Consider the following 17,626-nt stretch of genomic DNA (forward strand, 5'->3'; position numbering starts at 1 on the left):
GACGAAGGTTAACCGATGGCCGACTTTCGCTTTCGACTGGCGACCTTCCTGAAATTGAAAATCGCCGCGCGCGATCAGCGCCAGGCCGAACTGATGGAAGTATTGTCGATCCAGGATCAGCTCACCCGCGAACAGGAAGAGACCGAGGAGATGCTCAAGCAGACGATCCTCGAAGCTCGCCAAGGCTGCTCGATCGGACGGATGAACGTCGACAGTTTGATCGTCGCTCAGCGCGAAATGAATCACCTGCGAGCCGTGATCGCCCACAAGCGAAGCCTGCAGAAGAAGCTGGCGCCCCACATCGAACAACGCCGCACGGCTCTGCTGGAAGCGGAAAAAGAAGTACGCTCGCTTGAGAAACTGCGAGAACGCCAGGAAAAGCGTTTTCATACCGAGCAGGAGCGACGAGAAAGCTTGCAGATGGATGAAATCGCGTTAATCGCCTTCGCACGGAAGGGACGGTAACCGATGGCCGCATTGAAACTAGCTGCGTCCGCGTTCGCCTATCTCTGCGTCGCCACCGTCTTGGCGACGGGGGTCGGCGCCGCGATTTTGATCGCCACCAATCGGGTCGACACCAGCAAAGCGTATTCGATCCTGGCGATCGTATACGGCATCGACGAAGACAAAATTCGGGAGCAGATGGACGAAGAGTCGCAGCCCGAAAAGGATAACGAAGAGCCTGACATGCAGGCCGTGATCGACGCGCGGGCTCGTCGCCACTTGGCGCTCGACTTCCGCATTCAGGCGCTCGACACCGGGATTGAAAACATTCGCGGCATGCAGGCGAACCTGGCGGAAGAACGTCGTCGCTACGACCAACTGAAGACGTCGTTCGACGAACGTTTGAAAAAGTTGGAAGAAGGGGTTCGCGACGACGCGATCGTCGAATTGCAGCGGACGATGGAAGCGATCGACGCGCGGCAAGCGAAAGAGCAGATGATGATCATGCTCGAGCGAGACGACAACTCGATGCAGGACGTCGTCACCATCCTTAAGGGGATGCCGAACGACAAACGGAAAAAGATCATTGCTGAATTCCGCACGGAAGAAGAAAAGCAGAAGTTGGCGGACATCTTGAATCAGATTCGTCTGGGCGTACCGGAGGCGACGTTGATCAAGGATGCACGCGACCAACTCGACAAGTTCCAACCGGAAGAGACGTAGGGTAGGGGAATAGGGCCATGGAAACGCGAGACTCTCAGAGCGTGCAGTCGGCGACGTTGTCGTTGCCGCCGCGTACGATCGGCGTCGCCGGCGCCGCGCCGCCCGATGCGCTCGCATTTATTACGCTCATCCAGCAGAACTCCGCCCTGACGCCCAAATCGCCCGGCGCCGAAGCGACTACCTCGAGCGGTTATGTCCAGGAGGATCGTCCGAGCGACGAAGATCGCCAATCGACCGCCGAAGAGGACTACGACTCGGCGACTGCCGCGTCGCCAAGCGACGACGCTCAGACCACCTACGAATCGGACGACGCCCACAACGACATTCCCGAAGTGTCGATTCCCGCCGCGTCGGAAGCTGCGCCGGTTGACGATGAGCCGGATGAAGAGGATGTCGTAGTCGGCGAGGTGAAGGTCGCCACGGCGGTCGAAGAAGCTCCGCCAGAACAGAGCGGCGAAGAAGCGGTCGACGATCCGGAAGCGGTCAAGCCCGCCGACAGCAATCCGCTCGATCAATTGGGAGATGACGCCGGCGAAGATCAGGCGACCGCTACGGAGTTGCAAACCGAACAGGACGAGGCGATCGGTCAATTCGACGCCCAGCAGTCGAACGCCGTCGCCGAAGAAAACTCGGCCGCCGCCGACTCGGAAACGCTCCACGTGGCCAAAGCCAGCGGCGACAAAGAAAAGAAGTCCGATACCGACGCGGAACTGTCCGTTGCCCAGGAGGGCGCCGAACCGGTTGTCGACGCGAACTTGCAGCAGCAGACTGCGGGCGAAAACCTTACCGACGGCGACGAAGACAACAACGAACAAATCGAAGCGGCTCAAGAGGCCGCTGCCGCCGCATTGGAACAAGAGCCGGTCGACGATGGTCCGACCGACGCCGAACAGTTCGCCGCCGATCGCCGCGAAGCGAGCGAAAAGATCAGCAAAACCAACGAGGCGCGTCAGGAAGCGCCGTCGGACGGAACGGTCGATCCGACGGCCGACGTTGAAGCGATCGTCCCCACGCAAGCGGCCGCCGAATCGACGCCGATTCCCGGGACGCATGCCGCGATCGCCGCAGTAGAAACAGGCGTGCCCCCGACTAACGGCGGTGGATCGCAAAGTGCAACTGCCGCCAGCGGCGAAACGTCGAGCGTCAACGAACCGGGGCTCGGAACCGCAATCCAGCGTGGTTTACAACGCGGCTTGCTGCAAAAGGCGAAAGCCGGCAGCGACGCTCCCAAGATCGACTCGGCGAAACAGATTCAATTGATTCAGCGCGTCTCCCAAGCGGTACGCACGGCGCAAGCGCAAGGGGGACCGATTCGCTTGCGATTGAGCCCTCCGGAGTTGGGATCGTTGCGCGTCGAATTGGAAGTGGAAGAGGGAGGGGTGAAAGCGAAGTTGGAGGCGGAAAACGAGACGGTGAAGAAAGTGCTGCTCGATAGCCTGCCGCAACTGCGCGATCGCCTGGCCGAATTGAACTTGCGCGTCGATTCGTTCGAAGTTTCGGTCGGACAAAACGGAAACCCGCAAGACGCCGGCGGAACGCTGGCCGATCAACAGCAGAATTCCTCGAATCAACAAACGACTAACGGCCAACAACGTTCAACCAACGGCGAAACGTCAAGCGTCGAAACGACTTCGACGCCGATCGTGGCCAGCGATGGAACATTGAACGTGATGGTCTAAACGTACGAAACAATTGGAAGATCGCCTGCGTCGTGGGACGCTGCGCGGAACCTATGGAAACGCGATGGCGCTCGGCGAAATCGAGTCATCTATTTGGAGCGTTCTATGTCAAGTGTAGGCGGAACCGGGTCGACAACTAGTAGTAGCTCTTCAGGCACAGCGGGAGGCGGTCTGCAAGATCTCGACATGGATCAGTTCCTGAAGCTGATGCTTGCCGAGTTGCAGAATCAGGATCCACTGGAGCCGATGAAGAACTCCGAGATGCTGGAACAGATCGGACAGATCCGCAGCATCACCGCGACCGAGCAACTGTCGACCACGCTCACGAACGTGTTGGATGGACAAAACATTTTGTCCGCCACCACGTTGATCGGCGGACAGGTTCAGGCGCTGACGAATGAAGGGGATGTGGTGTTCGGCGTCGTGACCGGCGCCCAGATCACGCCGAACGACGATGGCGTTCGCGAGGTGTTCCTTAAAGTCTTGACCGATGACGGCGTCGCCACGGTTCGACTTGACGACATCTTCACCGTGTTGCCGTCTTCGGCGGGACAAGCGTCCGACGAAACCGATACGACCACCGATGGCTCGGATACGACCACGAGCGGATCGAGCGGAACCGACGATACCAGCACGGACGATACGAGCGGCGATTCAACCGATGATTCAGCGGCTGCGGCGTAGTCGCGGGAAATAACGATACAAGCGAGATGGGCGACGAAGGCGCGGTCGCCGCAAAAACCTTTCAAGAGCAGTTCCCTTACGGAGAAGATGAACTATGGGTCTAGCATCGGCCATGACGACTGCGTTGACCGGCATGACGGCCGCCGAAACGCAGATTGACGTGCTGGGCAACAACCTGGCGAACTCGCAGACGGTCGGCTTCAAGGCCTCGGACGCGTTGTTCGCCAACCAGTTCTTGCAGACGCGCGGTCTCGGCTCGAAGCCGACGGAAACCGACGGCGGTACGAACCCGCGTCAGGTTGGTCTCGGCGTAATGGTGGCCGAAATCACCCCGAACTTCACGCAGGGGACGATCGAGGTGAGCTCGAATCCGTCCGACCTCGCGATTCAGGGGGACGGCTTCTTCATCGTGCAAGGGAACAACGGCGAACGCCTTTACACGCGAAACGGCATCTTCAAAACCAACTCGAACAACGAGCTGGTCACGATCACCGGCGAACGCGTGCTCGGCTTCGGCATCGACGATAACTTCAACATCCAAGAGACGCAGCTGGTGCCGCTGACGATTCCGCTCGGCGCCGCAGCGGTTGCGAAAGCGACGGAGAACGTCTACCTGGAAGGTACGTTGCCGGCCACTGGCGATATCGCGACGGTCGCTCAAGTGATCGAAAGCGCGATTCTTGGTAACGGCGCTATTCCGCGTCCTGACATCAGCTCGGCTACCGCAATCGTGGCGGAAACCCCCGACGACAGCTCCACCACTGCTGACGACGTTTCGACGCCGGGTATCGGTTCGCTCGTTCAAGGGCAGACCGAAGGCGCCGGTTCGGTACCGGACGGTACGTTCGACTATCGCTTCACCTTCTCGAATGCGGCTCTGGCGGGCGAAACGCAAGCTTCGGCGAATATCAACGTCAACGTCGCCGACCTGGGCGATACGATCGCCAACAACAATACGGTCACGTTCACCAATCCGCCGCAAAGTTCCAGCTACTCGCAGCTGAACATGTACCGCAGTAATGACGGCGGCGCCACGTACTTCCTGGTCAGCTCGTTTGCGATGGGCGCTGCGGTCACCGATACCGCCGCTTCGCCGACCGCAACGCAACTGGCGGCCGGCAACATCGGCGGTACCGGCTCGAACGGTCTGCTAAATGGCGGCGACGTCTACGAGTACAAGTTCACCTTCCTTGACGCCATCGGCAACGAAACGATCGCCTCCGACGGACAGCTGATCACCGTGGCGGGCACGCCGGGGGATGGCAACGGCTACTCGGTCATCCTTGACAACCTGCCGACTAGCCCCGACTACACCGACGTTCGCATTTATCGCACCGCCGCCGGCGGCAGCGATTTCTACGAGTTGGACACCATCAGCATGGCCGCTGCGGCCAGCCCGTACGTCGACGACGGCACGACGCCGCTGACGACCAACGAACTGGATCAGTCGACCATCAACGGCAACTATTCGTACCTGGTGACCTTCGGTCGCGCCGGTCAGGAAGAAAGCCGTCCGTCGCTGGTGCTTGGACCGGAAAACGTCATCAACGGCCGTATCAATCTGTCGAATTTGCCGCTGCCGACCGGCGGGACTCCGCCTTACGACACGGTCAACGTTTACCGTAACCTGTCGACCGACTCCGCGTCGTATTACCTGGTGGCCGAACTCAACCCGGGCGAAGACTTCGTCGACGATCGCTCGGACGCCGATATCTCGGATCTGACCAATACTTCGAATCGTCAGATCGACTTGGACGGTCCGAAAATCGACTCCAACACGTTTTTGGTCGACGTCGTCAAACGCGACGGTTTGAACTTCGAAAACATGTTCACCGAAGGGACCTTGACCTTCAAGGGCTCGAAGGGGGATCGCACGCTCAACGAAAAGACGTTCACCGTCACTAGTACGACGATCGTGCAGGATCTGCTCGAGTTCATGCAGGCGTCCCTCGGCATTCAGCCGTCGGTCAACGGCAACTCGAACCCGATTCCTGGTTCCGAAAACAACATCGCCAACGAAACGGGGGGCCTGTCGCAGGGGATCTCGATCACCGGCGACGGACGAATTCGCGTCGTGTCCAACAACGGCGTCGACAATGGCGTCGACATCGGACTCTCGTCGTTCCAATTGGATAACGGTAGCGGCGTCGTCCAGAACCCGAACCTCAACTTCGGCGTGATTCAAGAAGCGGTGGGCGAAAGCGCCGTGGCCGACGTGATCGTCTACGACTCGTTGGGGGTGCCGATCAACGTTCGCGTCACGACCGTGCTCGAAGCTCGCAACGGCACCAATACCATCTACCGCTGGTTCGCCGACTCGCCGGACAATGACGGCGACACGATCGGCGACGAGTCGGAAGCGGCTCGCATCGCGGTCGGCACCGGTTTGATCTACTTCGACGGCGACGGTAACTTCATCGGGTCCGACAATAACACGGTCACGATCAACCGCCGTAACATTCCGTCGGAATCGCCATTGGAATTCGATCTCGACTTCTCGCAGCTCTCTGGTTTGGCAGCCGACAAGGCGACCCTCAATGCGTCGCGACAAGACGGCTCCGGCACTGGTAAGCTGAACAGCTTCATTATCAGCGAAGACGGCATTATCCGCGGCGTCTTCTCCAGCGGCGTCGACCGCGATCTAGGGATGATCCAATTGGCTCGTTTCGCCAACCCGAGCGGTCTGGAGCAACGGGGCAACAACCTGTTCGCCGCCGGCGTGAACTCCGGCTTGCCGGTTCAAGGAGATCCGGGCGAAGAAGGGATCGGCAGTATCATTGCTGGCGCCGTCGAATTGTCGAATACCGACATCGGCGGTAACTTGATCGACCTGATTCTGGCTTCGACCCAGTACCGCAGTAGCTCACGGGTCATCACTTCGGCCCAGCAATTGTTCGACGAATTGCTGAATATCCGCCGATAGTCCGGATATTCCGATTGTGCCGATAGGCGACCTTCGATATTTTTAGGCCCCCGCTCGTACCTTTTGCGAGCGTGGGCCTATTTTTTTAGGTACCTCGCATGATCCAGCTAACCCGATTGGGCGGGCATCCCTTCGTGCTGAACGCAGAATTGATTCAGTACGTCGAAGCGAGCCCGGATACGTTTATCACGCTGACCACCGGCGATCGGATGGTTGTCGCGGAATCGATGGACGAGGTGCTAGCACGTGCGATCCGGTACCAACAAGCGAAATTTCTGGCTCCGGCAGGTCCGGTAGCGCCGGCCTCCAAAGCCTAACCTGGGCAATACGTAATTATGGACATCGCGTCAGTCATAGGTCTGATCGCCGCATTCGGGCTGATTCTGGTGTCGATCTTGATCGCACCAGGCTCTTCGCTGGGCGCGTTTATCGACGTTCCGTCGGTGCTCGTCGTCTGCGGCGGCGCGGTTGCGGCGTGCATGATGGCCTTTCCGCTGAAGACGATCCTCGGTTCGCCGATGGCCCTGAAGGTCTGCTTTCTGAACAAGCCGACCGACGTTACTTCGTTGATCAAAGAAATCGTCAGCCTGGCCGAAACCGCCCGACGCGACGGTCTGCTCGCCCTGGAAGGGCGCATCGCCGAAATCAGTAATCCGTTTATTGTCGTCGGCATACAGATGGCGGTCGACGGCGCACGCCCTGACGTGATTGAAGATTTGCTCCGCACCGAAATTGACGCAGTCGCCACAAGGCATCGCGACATTAAGGCGTTTTACGACCAAATGGGACGTTTCGCCCCGGCTTACGGGATGATCGGCACGCTGCTCGGTTTGATCATCATGCTCGGTAACATGAGCGATCCGTCCTCCATCGGCTCCGGTATGGCCGTGGCGCTGTTAACGACGCTTTATGGTGCGATCGTCTCGAACTGCGTCTTTCTGCCGTTCGCCGAGAAGCTCTCGTTTTTGAACAAGCAAGAGCTGCTCACCATGGAAATCATCGTCCGCGGCATCATGGCGATTCAGTCGGGCGAAAACCCTCGCGTGATCGAACAAAAGCTCCGAACGTTCCTCCCTCCTGCGGCCCGCAAGAAAGCGGAAGAGGCGAAATAATGGGTGGCGACGACGATGCGATGGGGATTCCCGAGTGGGTCGTTACCTTCGGCGACATGATGTCGTTGCTTCTGACGTTCTTCATCATGTTGGTCTCGATGAGCGAGATCAAAAAAGAAGAGCACTTTCAGGCGCTGGTCGAATCGTTTCGCCGTCAGTTCGGCCATGACGACTCGATGAACAGCGTGATCGCCGGCACCGCCCAGCCGCGTAACTCGCATCTCTCGAACCTCGCGACGATGGGACGCGCCAAGCGTTTCAGCACGCAGGAAGGGGGCGAAAAAGTCAAAGCCCCGGTCGGCGACAGCCCGCAGGTGCGGATCGTCCGTCCCGGCAGCAGCACCGCCGTCGGCACGGTGATCTACTTCCCCGATGAGTCGGCCAAGCTGACCGACGAGATGAAGCGGGACTTGCAGGCCCAAGCTCAGGAATTCGGCGGCAAGCCGCAGAAGATCGAGATCCGCGGGCACGCCGCTCCGAAGCCGCTCGCGCCTGGCGCCCCCTTCGTCGATCACTACGACCTGGGATACGAACGTTGCCGGGCCGTGATGGATTTTCTGGTGTCGCTGGGTATAGATCCGCGGCGTATACGGATTTCAACGGCTGGGAAGAATGAACCGATTCATATCGGGACAGATCCCCTAAAATTGAAACAAAACCCCCGCGTCGAGGTCTTTCTGCTCGACGAAGTGGTCGACGACCTGGTCGGATCCGGGGCGGAGCAGTCGCAGCGGATCACCAACGGCGGTCCGACCGGTGAGAAGAAGCCGTAGCGCAAAACGCATGCTAGGCTTGGGTTGGATAGTTTGTTTTTTCAACCCTTAACCGTAAGAGTTCGGCTGCGATGGCTGGTTCAACGCCCAATAACTCCGCAGGGCCCTCGCTGGTTACCAAGCTCAAGATTCTGGGCGCGGTGCTAGCTCTGGTCGGTTTGGAATGTCTGCTCGCTTATTTCGTCATTCCGTCGCCGGAAGACGTGATTGAAGCGGCGGAAATGCGTGCGCGCCAGCACTCGGCGACTGAGCCCGACTTGGAAGAGCTGACGACAGTTTCGGACAAGGCGACGGTCGAAATCGCTCTGAAGCCCTTTGGCATTACGGCGTATCAACCGCTGGCCAATACGACGCTTCGCATCGACTTTCAACTGTACATGATGGTGAACGCGGAGAATCAGAGCGAGTTTGAAGCCTTGCTCGCCCAGAACGAACATCGCTTGCGAGAGCAAGTGATCGTGACGCTGCGAAGCTCGGAAGTGAGCGACCTGACCGATCCGAGTTTGGGCTTGCTTAAACGCAAGATTTTAGAGAAAACCAACCGCATTCTGGGGAAACCCCTCGTAAAGTCAGTCATTTTCAGCGACTACTCGTTCATCGAGCAGTAGTGGTCTGAAAGCAGCTCGGAATGGATTCCGATGAGCGACGATCAAATTGGACAGGACGAAATCGAAGAGCTGCTGCGGCAAGCGCAAAGCGGCAAACTCGAAGCGTCCAGCGAAAAGAAACCGGAAGCGGCTGAAATCGAGTCGCTCGGACAAAACGAGATCGAGGCGTTGCTCGCCGGCACGGCGGGAGGCGGATCTTCCGCTCCCAAATCGGTCGCCCAGCCTGCTTATGCGGGGGCGACCGCTGCACCGGCGGCTCCGCGTGGCGGCGGTGACGGCGGCATGGATCCCAATGACATCGAATTCCTGCTGAATCAAGCGCAAGAGGCTCTCGCCTCGCTTGAGTCGCCGACCGAGATGGCGCCAGACGCCGCACTCTTTACACTCCGTGATTTCGGCGGCGCGCCGGCTAGCACCACCAAAACGACTATCGACCTGGTCCGCGACGTCGAGCTGGACGTCAAGATTGAGCTGGGCCGGACCAACATGTACCTGGAAGACGTCCTGAAGATGAGCAAAGGCTCGGTCGTCTCTCTCGACAAGCTGGCCGGCGACCCGGTCGACATCTACGTCAACGGCCGCATGATCGCTCGCGGCGAAGTGCTGGTTCTGAACGACAACTTCTGCGTCCGCATCGCGGAACTGATCGTCGGAGACGGCGTCGAGTAGGCGATATACTGTGTGCCACTGCTGGCTTGTCCAGCAGTGCGAAGCGGATGCCAAGTACCCACTGCTGGACAAGCCAGCAGTGGCGCCCGTTTGGAATCGGCGATTCTGCCGCTAGCAACGAAGTCCGCGCGGCGATTCGCCTTGTAACGCAGGCCCCCCGCTTCTATGATCTGCGGGCCGGTAGAGATGGGAACGGATTTCCCTACTTCAATGATCGGCGCCAGCACGCGAACCGCTTGAGTCTTTTTTCCAAAAGCGAGTGCAAGGATGCACGCGATTACCCTATGTCTGGTTTTGGCGACTGCCGCGGCGGATGGATCGTCGGGACAGATGGTCAACGGACACGCAGCCGTTACCGCGCTGCCGCCGATGGGACTGCCGCAAGTCGAACCGGCGCCCCGTGCGCACGCTCCGCAAGAAACTGCGCCGAAGCCCGCAACGGCCGATGCGACCGATGCGCCGCTGGCCCTGCCGAAGCGAAGCGAGAAACCCTCGACGCCGGTCGGTTCGATCTTGCCGAGCGCCGAATCAAAACAACGTACCGCCACGATCGTCGCCAGCTTGATGTTGGTGGTCGGTCTCTTTCTGATCTTCGCTTGGGCCGGCAAAAAGAAAATGCCGTCGGCCAACACTCGCTTACCGAAAGAAGTGGTGCAAGTCCTTGGGCGGACGCAGCTACAAGGTCGCCAACAGTTGCAATTGGTCCGCGTCGGTAGCCGGCTATTGCTGTTGTCGGTAACGCCGCATGGCGCCGAGACGCTGACCGAAATCTCTGACCCGCTCGAAGTCGAATCGCTCCTCGTTCACCTGCGACAGAACGGAAGCGGCAACATGTCCGCCACCTTCCAGGATGTGCTGCAGCAAATGGGCGAAAAGCCGACTCGCGGATTCCTGGAGGCGTAGTCATGCTCAAACAGAACAAGCTTCGCTCGATCTTCCTCGCGCTGGTCGCCCTGTTGATTTCAACGTCGACCACGTCGGCGCAGTTCTCGACCGCCCAATTGTCGACTCTGGCTGATCCATCGGCGGATGTTACGGCGGAGTCGTCGCTCGACGCCCCGGTCTCCGAAGAAGCGTCCGACCTGGCCGACTTCGTCAAAGGGGGACCGGAGCAATGGACTAGCCCCAGCGGCCTGGTCAGCACGATCCAGATCATGGTGCTGCTGACGGTCCTCAGTCTGGCGCCGGCGATCTTGCTGATGACGACCGGGTTCATTCGGATCATCGTTGTGCTTGGCCTGTTGCGTCAGGCGCTTGGCACGCAGCAATTGCCTCCCAGCCAGGTCGTCACCGCGATCGCCCTCTTTATGACGATCCTGCTAATGTACCCGACTTGGCAACAAGTTTATGAGGACAGCGTCGGCCCTTACACGCGACAAGAGATCAACCCGGAAACCGGCGAGCAGTACAAGTTGTTCGCCGTCGTCGATCCGGCGACCGGAGAACTGGGACCGGACGAGGCGTGGGAACGAGGGACCAAGCCGATCCGCCACTTCATGAGCAAGCAGATCGACATCGCCGGCAACAGCGACGACGTCTGGATGTTCTACGAGTTCCTGCCGCAATCGACCAAAGACGAAATCGGCGAGCCGGAGTCGTATGACGACGTGCCGCTGCAAGCGTTGATTCCCGCGTTCATTCTCAGCGAATTGAAGACCGCCTTTTTGATCGGTTTTCAGATCTACCTGCCGTTTCTGATTCTCGACATCGTGGTCGCCAGCGTGACGATCTCGATGGGGATGATGATGTTGCCGCCGGTGATGATCTCGCTGCCGTTCAAGTTGTTGCTGTTCGTGCTGGTCGACGGCTGGACGTTGGTCGTCGGCATGCTGCTGCAAAGTTTCGCCCCCACAATATGACGAAGAAAGCCGGAGTTCCCCTATGGACGTAACGACGACCGTCGACCTGACGCGCGAAGCGATGCTGGTCGCGCTGTGGATCTCGGCGCCGGCCTTGATCGTCGGCATGCTGGTCGGTTTGGCGATTGGTCTGCTGCAGGCGCTGACGCAAATTCAGGATCAAACCGTCTCCTTCGTGCCGAAATTGCTCGCCATGGCGGCGGCGATGCTGCTTGCTCTGCCGTGGGTGTTGGAACGGCTGATGATCTATACCGAAACCTTGGTGACGCACATTCCTGATCGGATCATGGGCGGTTAAGAACTCCTGGCGCCATGCTCTTGCGACGTCTTCGTCGGATGAGCATGTCTTTGTCCTGCTAGAAGGCTTTGAAGACATGCTCATCCCGCGAAGACGCGGCAAGAGCATGGCGCCACCGGCGCAAATATGGAAAGCTTGCCCCTTTTAGAACCGACGCTCCATCAGCTGTTCATCTTCGTCACCGTGTTGACGCGGGTGAGCGGCATGTTGGCGACTGCGCCGATGTTCGGGTCAAGTTACGCTCCGATGAAGGTCAAGGCCTTCCTGGCGGTCACCATTTCGATGATGATCACCGGGCTCTTTTGGGGCGAAAAGTTTCCGACGCCTGATCACTGGATGAGCTATCTGGTGGTGCTCGGCGGCGAACTTTTTATCGGCATCTCGTTCGGCCTCGGCGTGCGGATTCTCTTCGCCGGCGTCCAGATCACCGGTCAGATGCTGGGGCAGATCGGCGGTTTGTCGGTCGCCGACGTCTTCAATCCTGCGTTTGACGACAACGTCCCGATGCTGTCGGTCTTGTTCGACATGGTCGTGGTGGCGATGTTCTTCTGTCTCGGCGGGCACCGGTTCATGATCGGCGCTTTGCTTTCGACTTTTGCAGACGTACCGCCGGGCGTCGGACTCGCCTCGCCGGAAGTGGTCGACGTGCTGGTGATGACGTTGTCGAAAAGTTTTATGCTCGGCGTGCAAGCCGCGGCGCCAGGGACGGTCGCGCTGATGATCGGCATCCTGGTGATGGGGCTGATCAGCCGAACGCTGCCGCAATTGAACTTGATCGCCGTCGGTTTCAGCTTGAACTCGATGCTGCTGATGCTGTTCGTCTTTCTGACGGTCGGAGCGATGGGGTGGTTGTTTCAGGATCAACTGGAGCCGACCGTCACCTCGATTCGCGAAATGGTCGTCAATCGCCACGTCATGTTTCCAAAGTAGAAGTGAAGCATGGCCGAGCAGGATGATGACAAATCAGAAGATCCGACCCAGCACCGTCGCGACGAGGCGCGGAAGCAGGGGCAGGTCACCAAGAGCCAGGACCTGATCTCGGCCGGCATGCTGGTGATCGCGCTCGGCGTGATCATGTTCTTCTCGCAGTCGCTGTTCAATTACTTCGGCGACTTCACCCGCGACAAACTCAGCGCCGTGCCGCCGCTGCAAGTCAGCTTTCAGTGGGTAATGAACGAAAACGGAACTGCTCTCTATCGCCTGGCAGTCGTGCTCGTGCCGATCCTGCTCTTGATGATGGTCGCCGGCGTTGCGCTCAACCTGATGCAGACCGGCTTTTTGTTTCTGCCGGAGAAGCTGTCGTTCGACATCCAACGTATCAATCCAATTTCCGGGTTCCAGCGACTCTTTGCGCTGGCCAACTTCGTCCGGTTTGGGTTCGGCATCATCAAGGTGTTGATCGTCTCGGTGGTCGCCGCGGTTAGCATCTACTATGACATGCCGACGATCCTGGGACTTGCCGAGCTCTCGCCCGGTGAGATCGCCAGTTTTCTGCTGATGACCGCCTTTTGGACGTCGATGAAGATCGGCGCCGCTCTCTTGATCTTGGCGCTGATGGACTACGCTTTCCAATGGTGGAAGCATGAGCAAGATCTGAAGATGACGAAGCAGGAAGTCCGCGAAGAAATGAAGTCGTTGCAGGGGGATCCGCAGTTGATCGCTCGCCGTCGTCAGGTCGCGCGACAGTTGGCGATGAGCCGAATGGGGAGCGACATCCCGAAAGCCGACTTCGTGGTGACCAACCCGACCGAACTGGCGATCGCCCTGAAGTACGATCCGTACAAGATGGCGGCGCCGATCGTGCTGGCCAAAGGCGCCGGCCTGGTCGCCCAGCGAATTCGCCGCATCGCGCTGGAAAATGACGTGCCGATCGTCGAGCGCAAAGAACTGGCCCGCGCTCTCTACCGCGACGCCGAAGTGAACCAGGCGATCCCCGCCGAACAATACGCGGCGGTCGCCGAAGTGTTGAAGTACGTCTACGAACTGAAGGGCAAGACGCTGCCGACGCTGGACGAACTGAAGGAGCACGACCGGCGGAACGCGGCGTAGCGGCAGCGAACCGGTAAACGGCGGCGCGTGTCTCGCAGGCAATCGCGGCCGAGCGGCCGCTCTCTGCTCGTGTTGACTCAACGTTCGTTTCGGCGATGCTCCACTACCCCAAAATCCCCGGCAGCAAGAACGCGCCGCTCCAGCGCTGCATCGCCTTTGAAAAGTATGACGGCGCCAATCTCCACTGGGATTGGGATCGCGACTTCGGTTGGCATGCGTTTGGGACTCGCCGCGATGCGTTTAATCTGACCGACGAGGGGATCGCCCAGTTTTGCGAGCGGCATGCGCACTTGCACGAGTGCGTCAGCGTCTTTTGGCGCTCGCTGGCGGAACCGCTCGAAAAGATCTTCCGCGATCACGCTGACTATCGCAACGTGCAAAGCTTCCAGGCCTTCACCGAGTTCCTCGGGCCGAACTCGTTCGCCGGGCTTCATCAGGAAGCGGACCCGAAAGAGCTCCGGCTGTTTGACGTTTCGTTGGAGTCGACCGGCCTGATTGCGCCTGGTCGGTTTGTAACGGATTTTGCGGCGCTGCCGATCGCTCGCGTCGTCTATCAGGGACGACTGACCGGCAGATTTGCCGAAGATGTTCGTGAAGGAAAGTATGGCGTCGACGAAGGGGTGATCTGCAAAGGAGGGGGCGAGGGAACTGATCTTTGGATGGTCAAAATCAAGACCTATGCTTATCTGCAGAAATTGAAGCAAGCCTTCGCCGACCGCTGGGAAGAGTACTGGGAATGACCAGTTCCGCTGCGGTTTGCGGGATGAAACTCAAGGTGGCGGGCGGAAGAGCTAGGCGGAAATTGCACCCGCTCGCTTCCAATAACGTGGCGTTGAGTTTCCCTACCAGACGATCCTACCCAGCTTCCCCAGCACTAGCAGCGATAGCCGAAAATTGCCGTCATTTTCTCCGGTTCGGAATAATATTCGCATGTTAGGTTTTCGCGAATCGTTGTTGCGGCCGCATGTTGCAGGGGACACGTTGGTCCGCTCGATTTATGCGCATGTTTCGCGACATTTGTAGGCAGCAACGACGGTCAGGACTGAGGATTGAGGATCTATGCCGGAAGCGGAATGGGAACGGTTAGCCGCGGAGTCGGACCGAGAGGGAAGCTCGAACTGGAAACGTTGGGGACCTTATCTCTCGGAACGTCAGTGGGGAACGGTCCGTGAAAGTGCTGCGGAAGAAGATCCGTGGCTCAATTTCACCTATGAAGAGGCGATCTGGCGAACCTACCGCTGGGGGGAAGATGGCATTCTGGGGATCTGCGATCGCCAGTGTCGTCTTTGTTTCGGACTCGCCCTCTGGAACGAGAACGACCCGATCCTGAAGGAGCGGCTCTTTGGTCTAACCGGGCCGGAAGGGAATCATGGCGAGGACGTCAAAGAGGCGTACTACTACCTCGACTCGACCCCGACCCACTCCTACCTGAAGGGGCTCTACAAATATCCGCACGCCGAGTACCCCTACAAGCGGCTTCGCGAAGAGAACGCGGCCCGCAATCGAACCCAGCCGGAGTTTGAACTGACCGACACTGGGCTGTTCGACGAAGGACGCTATTTCGACGTCCAGGTCGAATACGCCAAAGCGTCGTCCGAAGACATCCTGATTCGGGTCACCATTTCCAATCGCGGCCCTGACGCCGCGCCGCTCCACTTTTTGCCGACCTGGTGGTTCCGCAATACGTGGGCCTGGGGACCGACCCTGGAGAAACCAAAACAAAAGCCGATCCTGACGCAGAGCGGCGACGATGAACTGCTCGCCAAGCATGAGACGCTGGGCGAAATGCAGATCTACGCCGACGCCGGTCCTGACGGCGAGTCGCCCGAGTGGATGTTCACCGAGAACGAAACGAACTCGTGGCGATTTGAAGATCCGAACAGCCGTCGTCCTTCGTGCAAAGACGCGTTTCACCTGGCGGTGGTCGACGGAATTGAAGGAGTCGTCAATCCGACTCCCAGCGGCACCAAAGCGACCGCTTACTACAAATGCGTGATTCCGGGCGGCGAGTCGGTCCAGTTCCGCATGCGGATGTCGGCGAAAGAGCAATCGCCGGTAACGCCGTTCGGCGCCAGTTTTGAAGACGCCTTCGAGCAGCGAACGGACGAAGCCGATCGTTTCGCCAAGTCGCTGGTCGGGCCCGGACTGTCGAGCGACGAAGAGATGATCCTGCGTCAAGCGAACGCCGGGCTACTCTGGACCAAGCAGTTCTATCACTACGTCATTCCGCGCTGGCTTGAAAACAACGGCAACGGCAAGAAACGCCGCAAGAGCGATCAGCAGCCGGGGGCGCCCAGCAAGCGAAACGCCGACTGGGGACACTTGTACAACAAGAACGTCATCTCGATGCCCGACAAGTGGGAATATCCCTGGTACGCGGCATGGGACTCGGCGTTTCACTTTATTCCGTTCGCCAAGATCGATCCCTACTTCGCGAAAGAGCAGGCGATCCTGTTCCTCCGCGAATGGTACATGCATCCGAACGGTCAGCTGCCCGCCTACGAATGGAACTTCAGCGACGTGAACCCGCCGGTTCATGCGTGGGCGTGTTGGCGCATTTATCAAATGACCGCCTCCAATGGCGATCGCGATCGGGTCTTCCTCGAACGCGTCTTCCAGAAGCTGCTCCTCAACTTCACCTGGTGGGTCAATCGCAAAGACATTCGCGGCAAGCATGTTTTCAGCGGTGGGTTCTTGGGGCTTGATAACGTCGGGATCTTCGATCGCTCGAAGCCGCTGCCGACCGGCGGGCACTTGGAGCAAGCGGACGGCACCGCGTGGATGGCCTACTTCTGCAGCAGCATGTTGTCGATCGCCTTCGAGTTGGCCGACGGCAATCCGGCCTACGAAGACATGGCGTCCAAGTTCTTCGAGCACTACGTCTCGATCGCCGAAGCGATGAACTCGCTGGACGGGACCGGGCTGTGGGACGAAGAGGATGGCTTCTACTACGATCACCTCCACATCGACGGCCGCAACATTCCGCTCAAGATCCGCTCGATCGTCGGCTTGATTCCGCTGCTGACGGTCGACGTTATTGATGATCGGACGATGGATAAGCTCCCCGCCTTCCGGAAGCGGATGGACTGGTTCCTCAACTTCCGTCCTGACCTCAGTAAGTCGATGACTTACATGGAAGGGAACACGCAAGAAGACGGTCAGGGACGCAAGCTGCTCGCGATTCCGACCAGGGAACGCTTGCTCCGCATGCTCCGTTATCTGCTCGACGAGGATGAATTCCTTTCGCCGTACGGCGTCCGTTCTCTCTCAAAGTATCACCTCGAGCATCCGTTCGAATACGAGCTGAACGGCGAACGGCTCTGCGTGCAGTACCAGCCGGCCGAGTCCGACAGCTGGCTCTTCGGCGGCAACTCGAACTGGCGCGGCCCGATCTGGTTCCCGCTCAACTACCTGATCATCGAAGCGCTGGAGCGCTACTACCAGTTCTACGGCAAGTCGTTGCGGGTCGAATGTCCGGCTCGCTCCGGCCGCTACATGGATCTGCAGGAAGTGGCGGACGAAATCCGCAAGCGACTTTCGCGGCTCTTCCTGGCCGACTCCGAAGGGGGACGTCCCAGCTATTGCCGCAGCGATCGCTTGCTCAACGATCCGCACTGGCGCGAGCTGGTGCTGTTCTACGAGTACTTCGACGCCGAAACCGGCAAGGGACTTGGCGCCAGTCATCAAACCGGCTGGACCGCCCTGATCGCGCCGATCTTGGGATCGTTGGCTCAGCATCGCAGCGCCGCTGAGACGAAAGAGCCGAAGAAGAAACGCGTGAAAGCGGCAGGCGAGCCGGTCTAGC

At 59.1% G+C, this 17,626-nt stretch carries 17 protein-coding genes; all 17 read left to right on the forward strand.

The genetic code is table 11. From position 1 onward, the window contains the following. The first annotated feature begins 15 nt into the window (after nt 1–15). Nucleotides 16–465: a flagellar export protein FliJ gene (fliJ, locus tag LOC68_RS21755; protein WP_230222642.1), complete on the forward strand. Its 450-nt coding sequence runs from the start codon at nt 16–18 to the stop codon at nt 463–465. 3 nt (nt 466–468) lie between these two features. Then, entirely contained in the window at nt 469–1,167 is a 699-nt protein-coding gene (locus LOC68_RS21760) for a hypothetical protein (RefSeq protein WP_230222644.1), read from the forward strand. A 17-nt stretch (nt 1,168–1,184) separates the two neighbouring features. Beyond that, nucleotides 1,185–2,846 carry a flagellar hook-length control protein FliK gene (locus LOC68_RS21765; protein WP_230222646.1) on the forward strand — a complete coding sequence of 554 codons (1,662 nt, stop codon included), beginning with the start codon at nt 1,185–1,187 and terminating at the stop codon, nt 2,844–2,846. A gap of 105 nt (nt 2,847–2,951) precedes the next feature. After that, entirely contained in the window at nt 2,952–3,530 is a 579-nt protein-coding gene (locus LOC68_RS21770) for a flagellar hook assembly protein FlgD (RefSeq protein ID WP_255670766.1), read from the forward strand. Nucleotides 3,531–3,624: 94 nt separating this feature from the next. Next, on the forward strand, nt 3,625–6,453 hold the full coding sequence (locus tag LOC68_RS21775; RefSeq protein WP_390623396.1) for a flagellar hook-basal body complex protein: 2,829 nt from the start codon (nt 3,625–3,627) through the stop codon (nt 6,451–6,453). 98 nt (nt 6,454–6,551) lie between these two features. Beyond that, entirely contained in the window at nt 6,552–6,770 is a 219-nt protein-coding gene (locus tag LOC68_RS21780; protein WP_230222652.1) for a flagellar FlbD family protein, read from the forward strand. Between the two features lie 18 nt (nt 6,771–6,788). Continuing rightward, on the forward strand, nt 6,789–7,565 hold the full coding sequence (locus tag LOC68_RS21785) for a motility protein A (protein ID WP_230222654.1): 777 nt from the start codon (nt 6,789–6,791) through the stop codon (nt 7,563–7,565). Continuing rightward, nucleotides 7,565–8,338, forward strand: a complete 774-nt coding sequence (locus tag LOC68_RS21790) for an OmpA/MotB family protein (protein WP_230222656.1) — start codon at nt 7,565–7,567, stop codon at nt 8,336–8,338. The genes LOC68_RS21785 and LOC68_RS21790 overlap by 1 nt, the downstream gene beginning before the upstream one ends. Before the next feature lie 71 nt (nt 8,339–8,409). Next, nucleotides 8,410–8,946: a flagellar basal body-associated FliL family protein gene (locus LOC68_RS21795; RefSeq protein ID WP_230222658.1), complete on the forward strand. Its 537-nt coding sequence runs from the start codon at nt 8,410–8,412 to the stop codon at nt 8,944–8,946. Between the two features lie 30 nt (nt 8,947–8,976). Beyond that, nucleotides 8,977–9,615: a flagellar motor switch protein FliN gene (fliN, locus tag LOC68_RS21800; protein WP_230222660.1), complete on the forward strand. Its 639-nt coding sequence runs from the start codon at nt 8,977–8,979 to the stop codon at nt 9,613–9,615. A gap of 267 nt (nt 9,616–9,882) precedes the next feature. Continuing rightward, nucleotides 9,883–10,518: a flagellar biosynthetic protein FliO gene (locus LOC68_RS21805; RefSeq protein ID WP_230222662.1), complete on the forward strand. Its 636-nt coding sequence runs from the start codon at nt 9,883–9,885 to the stop codon at nt 10,516–10,518. A 2-nt stretch (nt 10,519–10,520) separates the two neighbouring features. Next, nucleotides 10,521–11,474, forward strand: coding sequence for a flagellar type III secretion system pore protein FliP (locus LOC68_RS21810; RefSeq protein ID WP_230222664.1), 954 nt, complete (start codon nt 10,521–10,523; stop codon nt 11,472–11,474). 22 nt (nt 11,475–11,496) lie between these two features. Continuing rightward, complete coding sequence (locus LOC68_RS21815; RefSeq protein WP_230222665.1) at nt 11,497–11,772, forward strand: flagellar biosynthetic protein FliQ; 276 nt, start codon at nt 11,497–11,499, stop codon at nt 11,770–11,772. A 126-nt stretch (nt 11,773–11,898) separates the two neighbouring features. After that, on the forward strand, nt 11,899–12,702 hold the full coding sequence (locus LOC68_RS21820) for a flagellar biosynthetic protein FliR (RefSeq protein ID WP_230222667.1): 804 nt from the start codon (nt 11,899–11,901) through the stop codon (nt 12,700–12,702). Between the two features lie 9 nt (nt 12,703–12,711). Continuing rightward, nucleotides 12,712–13,821: a flagellar biosynthesis protein FlhB gene (gene flhB / locus LOC68_RS21825; protein WP_230222669.1), complete on the forward strand. Its 1,110-nt coding sequence runs from the start codon at nt 12,712–12,714 to the stop codon at nt 13,819–13,821. Nucleotides 13,822–13,916: 95 nt separating this feature from the next. Then, on the forward strand, nt 13,917–14,561 hold the full coding sequence (locus tag LOC68_RS21830) for an RNA ligase family protein (protein WP_230222671.1): 645 nt from the start codon (nt 13,917–13,919) through the stop codon (nt 14,559–14,561). Nucleotides 14,562–14,880: 319 nt separating this feature from the next. Further along, a complete protein-coding gene (locus tag LOC68_RS21835) occupies nt 14,881–17,625 on the forward strand; it encodes an MGH1-like glycoside hydrolase domain-containing protein (RefSeq protein WP_230222673.1) in 2,745 nt (914 codons plus the stop codon). Nucleotide 17,626 lies beyond the last annotated feature (1 nt).

The sequence above is a fragment of the Blastopirellula sediminis genome (genome assembly GCF_020966755.1).
In the GTDB taxonomy this organism is placed as follows: Bacteria; Planctomycetota; Planctomycetia; order Pirellulales; family Pirellulaceae; genus Blastopirellula; species Blastopirellula sediminis.

Coding starts and splice junctions, on each gene's coding strand:
- LOC68_RS21805 (WP_230222662.1), top strand. CDS start 9,883: ATGCACGCGATTACCCTATGTCTGGTTTTGGCGACTGCCGCGGCGGAT.
- LOC68_RS21815 (WP_230222665.1), top strand. CDS start 11,497: ATGGACGTAACGACGACCGTCGACCTGACGCGCGAAGCGATGCTGGTC.
- LOC68_RS21795 (WP_230222658.1), top strand. CDS start 8,410: ATGGCTGGTTCAACGCCCAATAACTCCGCAGGGCCCTCGCTGGTTACC.
- LOC68_RS21785 (WP_230222654.1), top strand. CDS start 6,789: ATGGACATCGCGTCAGTCATAGGTCTGATCGCCGCATTCGGGCTGATT.
- LOC68_RS21765 (WP_230222646.1), top strand. CDS start 1,185: ATGGAAACGCGAGACTCTCAGAGCGTGCAGTCGGCGACGTTGTCGTTG.
- LOC68_RS21775 (WP_390623396.1), top strand. CDS start 3,625: ATGGGTCTAGCATCGGCCATGACGACTGCGTTGACCGGCATGACGGCC.
- LOC68_RS21760 (WP_230222644.1), top strand. CDS start 469: ATGGCCGCATTGAAACTAGCTGCGTCCGCGTTCGCCTATCTCTGCGTC.
- LOC68_RS21820 (WP_230222667.1), top strand. CDS start 11,899: ATGGAAAGCTTGCCCCTTTTAGAACCGACGCTCCATCAGCTGTTCATC.
- LOC68_RS21835 (WP_230222673.1), top strand. CDS start 14,881: ATGCCGGAAGCGGAATGGGAACGGTTAGCCGCGGAGTCGGACCGAGAG.
- LOC68_RS21810 (WP_230222664.1), top strand. CDS start 10,521: ATGCTCAAACAGAACAAGCTTCGCTCGATCTTCCTCGCGCTGGTCGCC.
- fliN (WP_230222660.1), top strand. CDS start 8,977: ATGAGCGACGATCAAATTGGACAGGACGAAATCGAAGAGCTGCTGCGG.
- LOC68_RS21780 (WP_230222652.1), top strand. CDS start 6,552: ATGATCCAGCTAACCCGATTGGGCGGGCATCCCTTCGTGCTGAACGCA.
- fliJ (WP_230222642.1), top strand. CDS start 16: ATGGCCGACTTTCGCTTTCGACTGGCGACCTTCCTGAAATTGAAAATC.
- LOC68_RS21790 (WP_230222656.1), top strand. CDS start 7,565: ATGGGTGGCGACGACGATGCGATGGGGATTCCCGAGTGGGTCGTTACC.
- flhB (WP_230222669.1), top strand. CDS start 12,712: ATGGCCGAGCAGGATGATGACAAATCAGAAGATCCGACCCAGCACCGT.
- LOC68_RS21770 (WP_255670766.1), top strand. CDS start 2,952: ATGTCAAGTGTAGGCGGAACCGGGTCGACAACTAGTAGTAGCTCTTCA.
- LOC68_RS21830 (WP_230222671.1), top strand. CDS start 13,917: ATGCTCCACTACCCCAAAATCCCCGGCAGCAAGAACGCGCCGCTCCAG.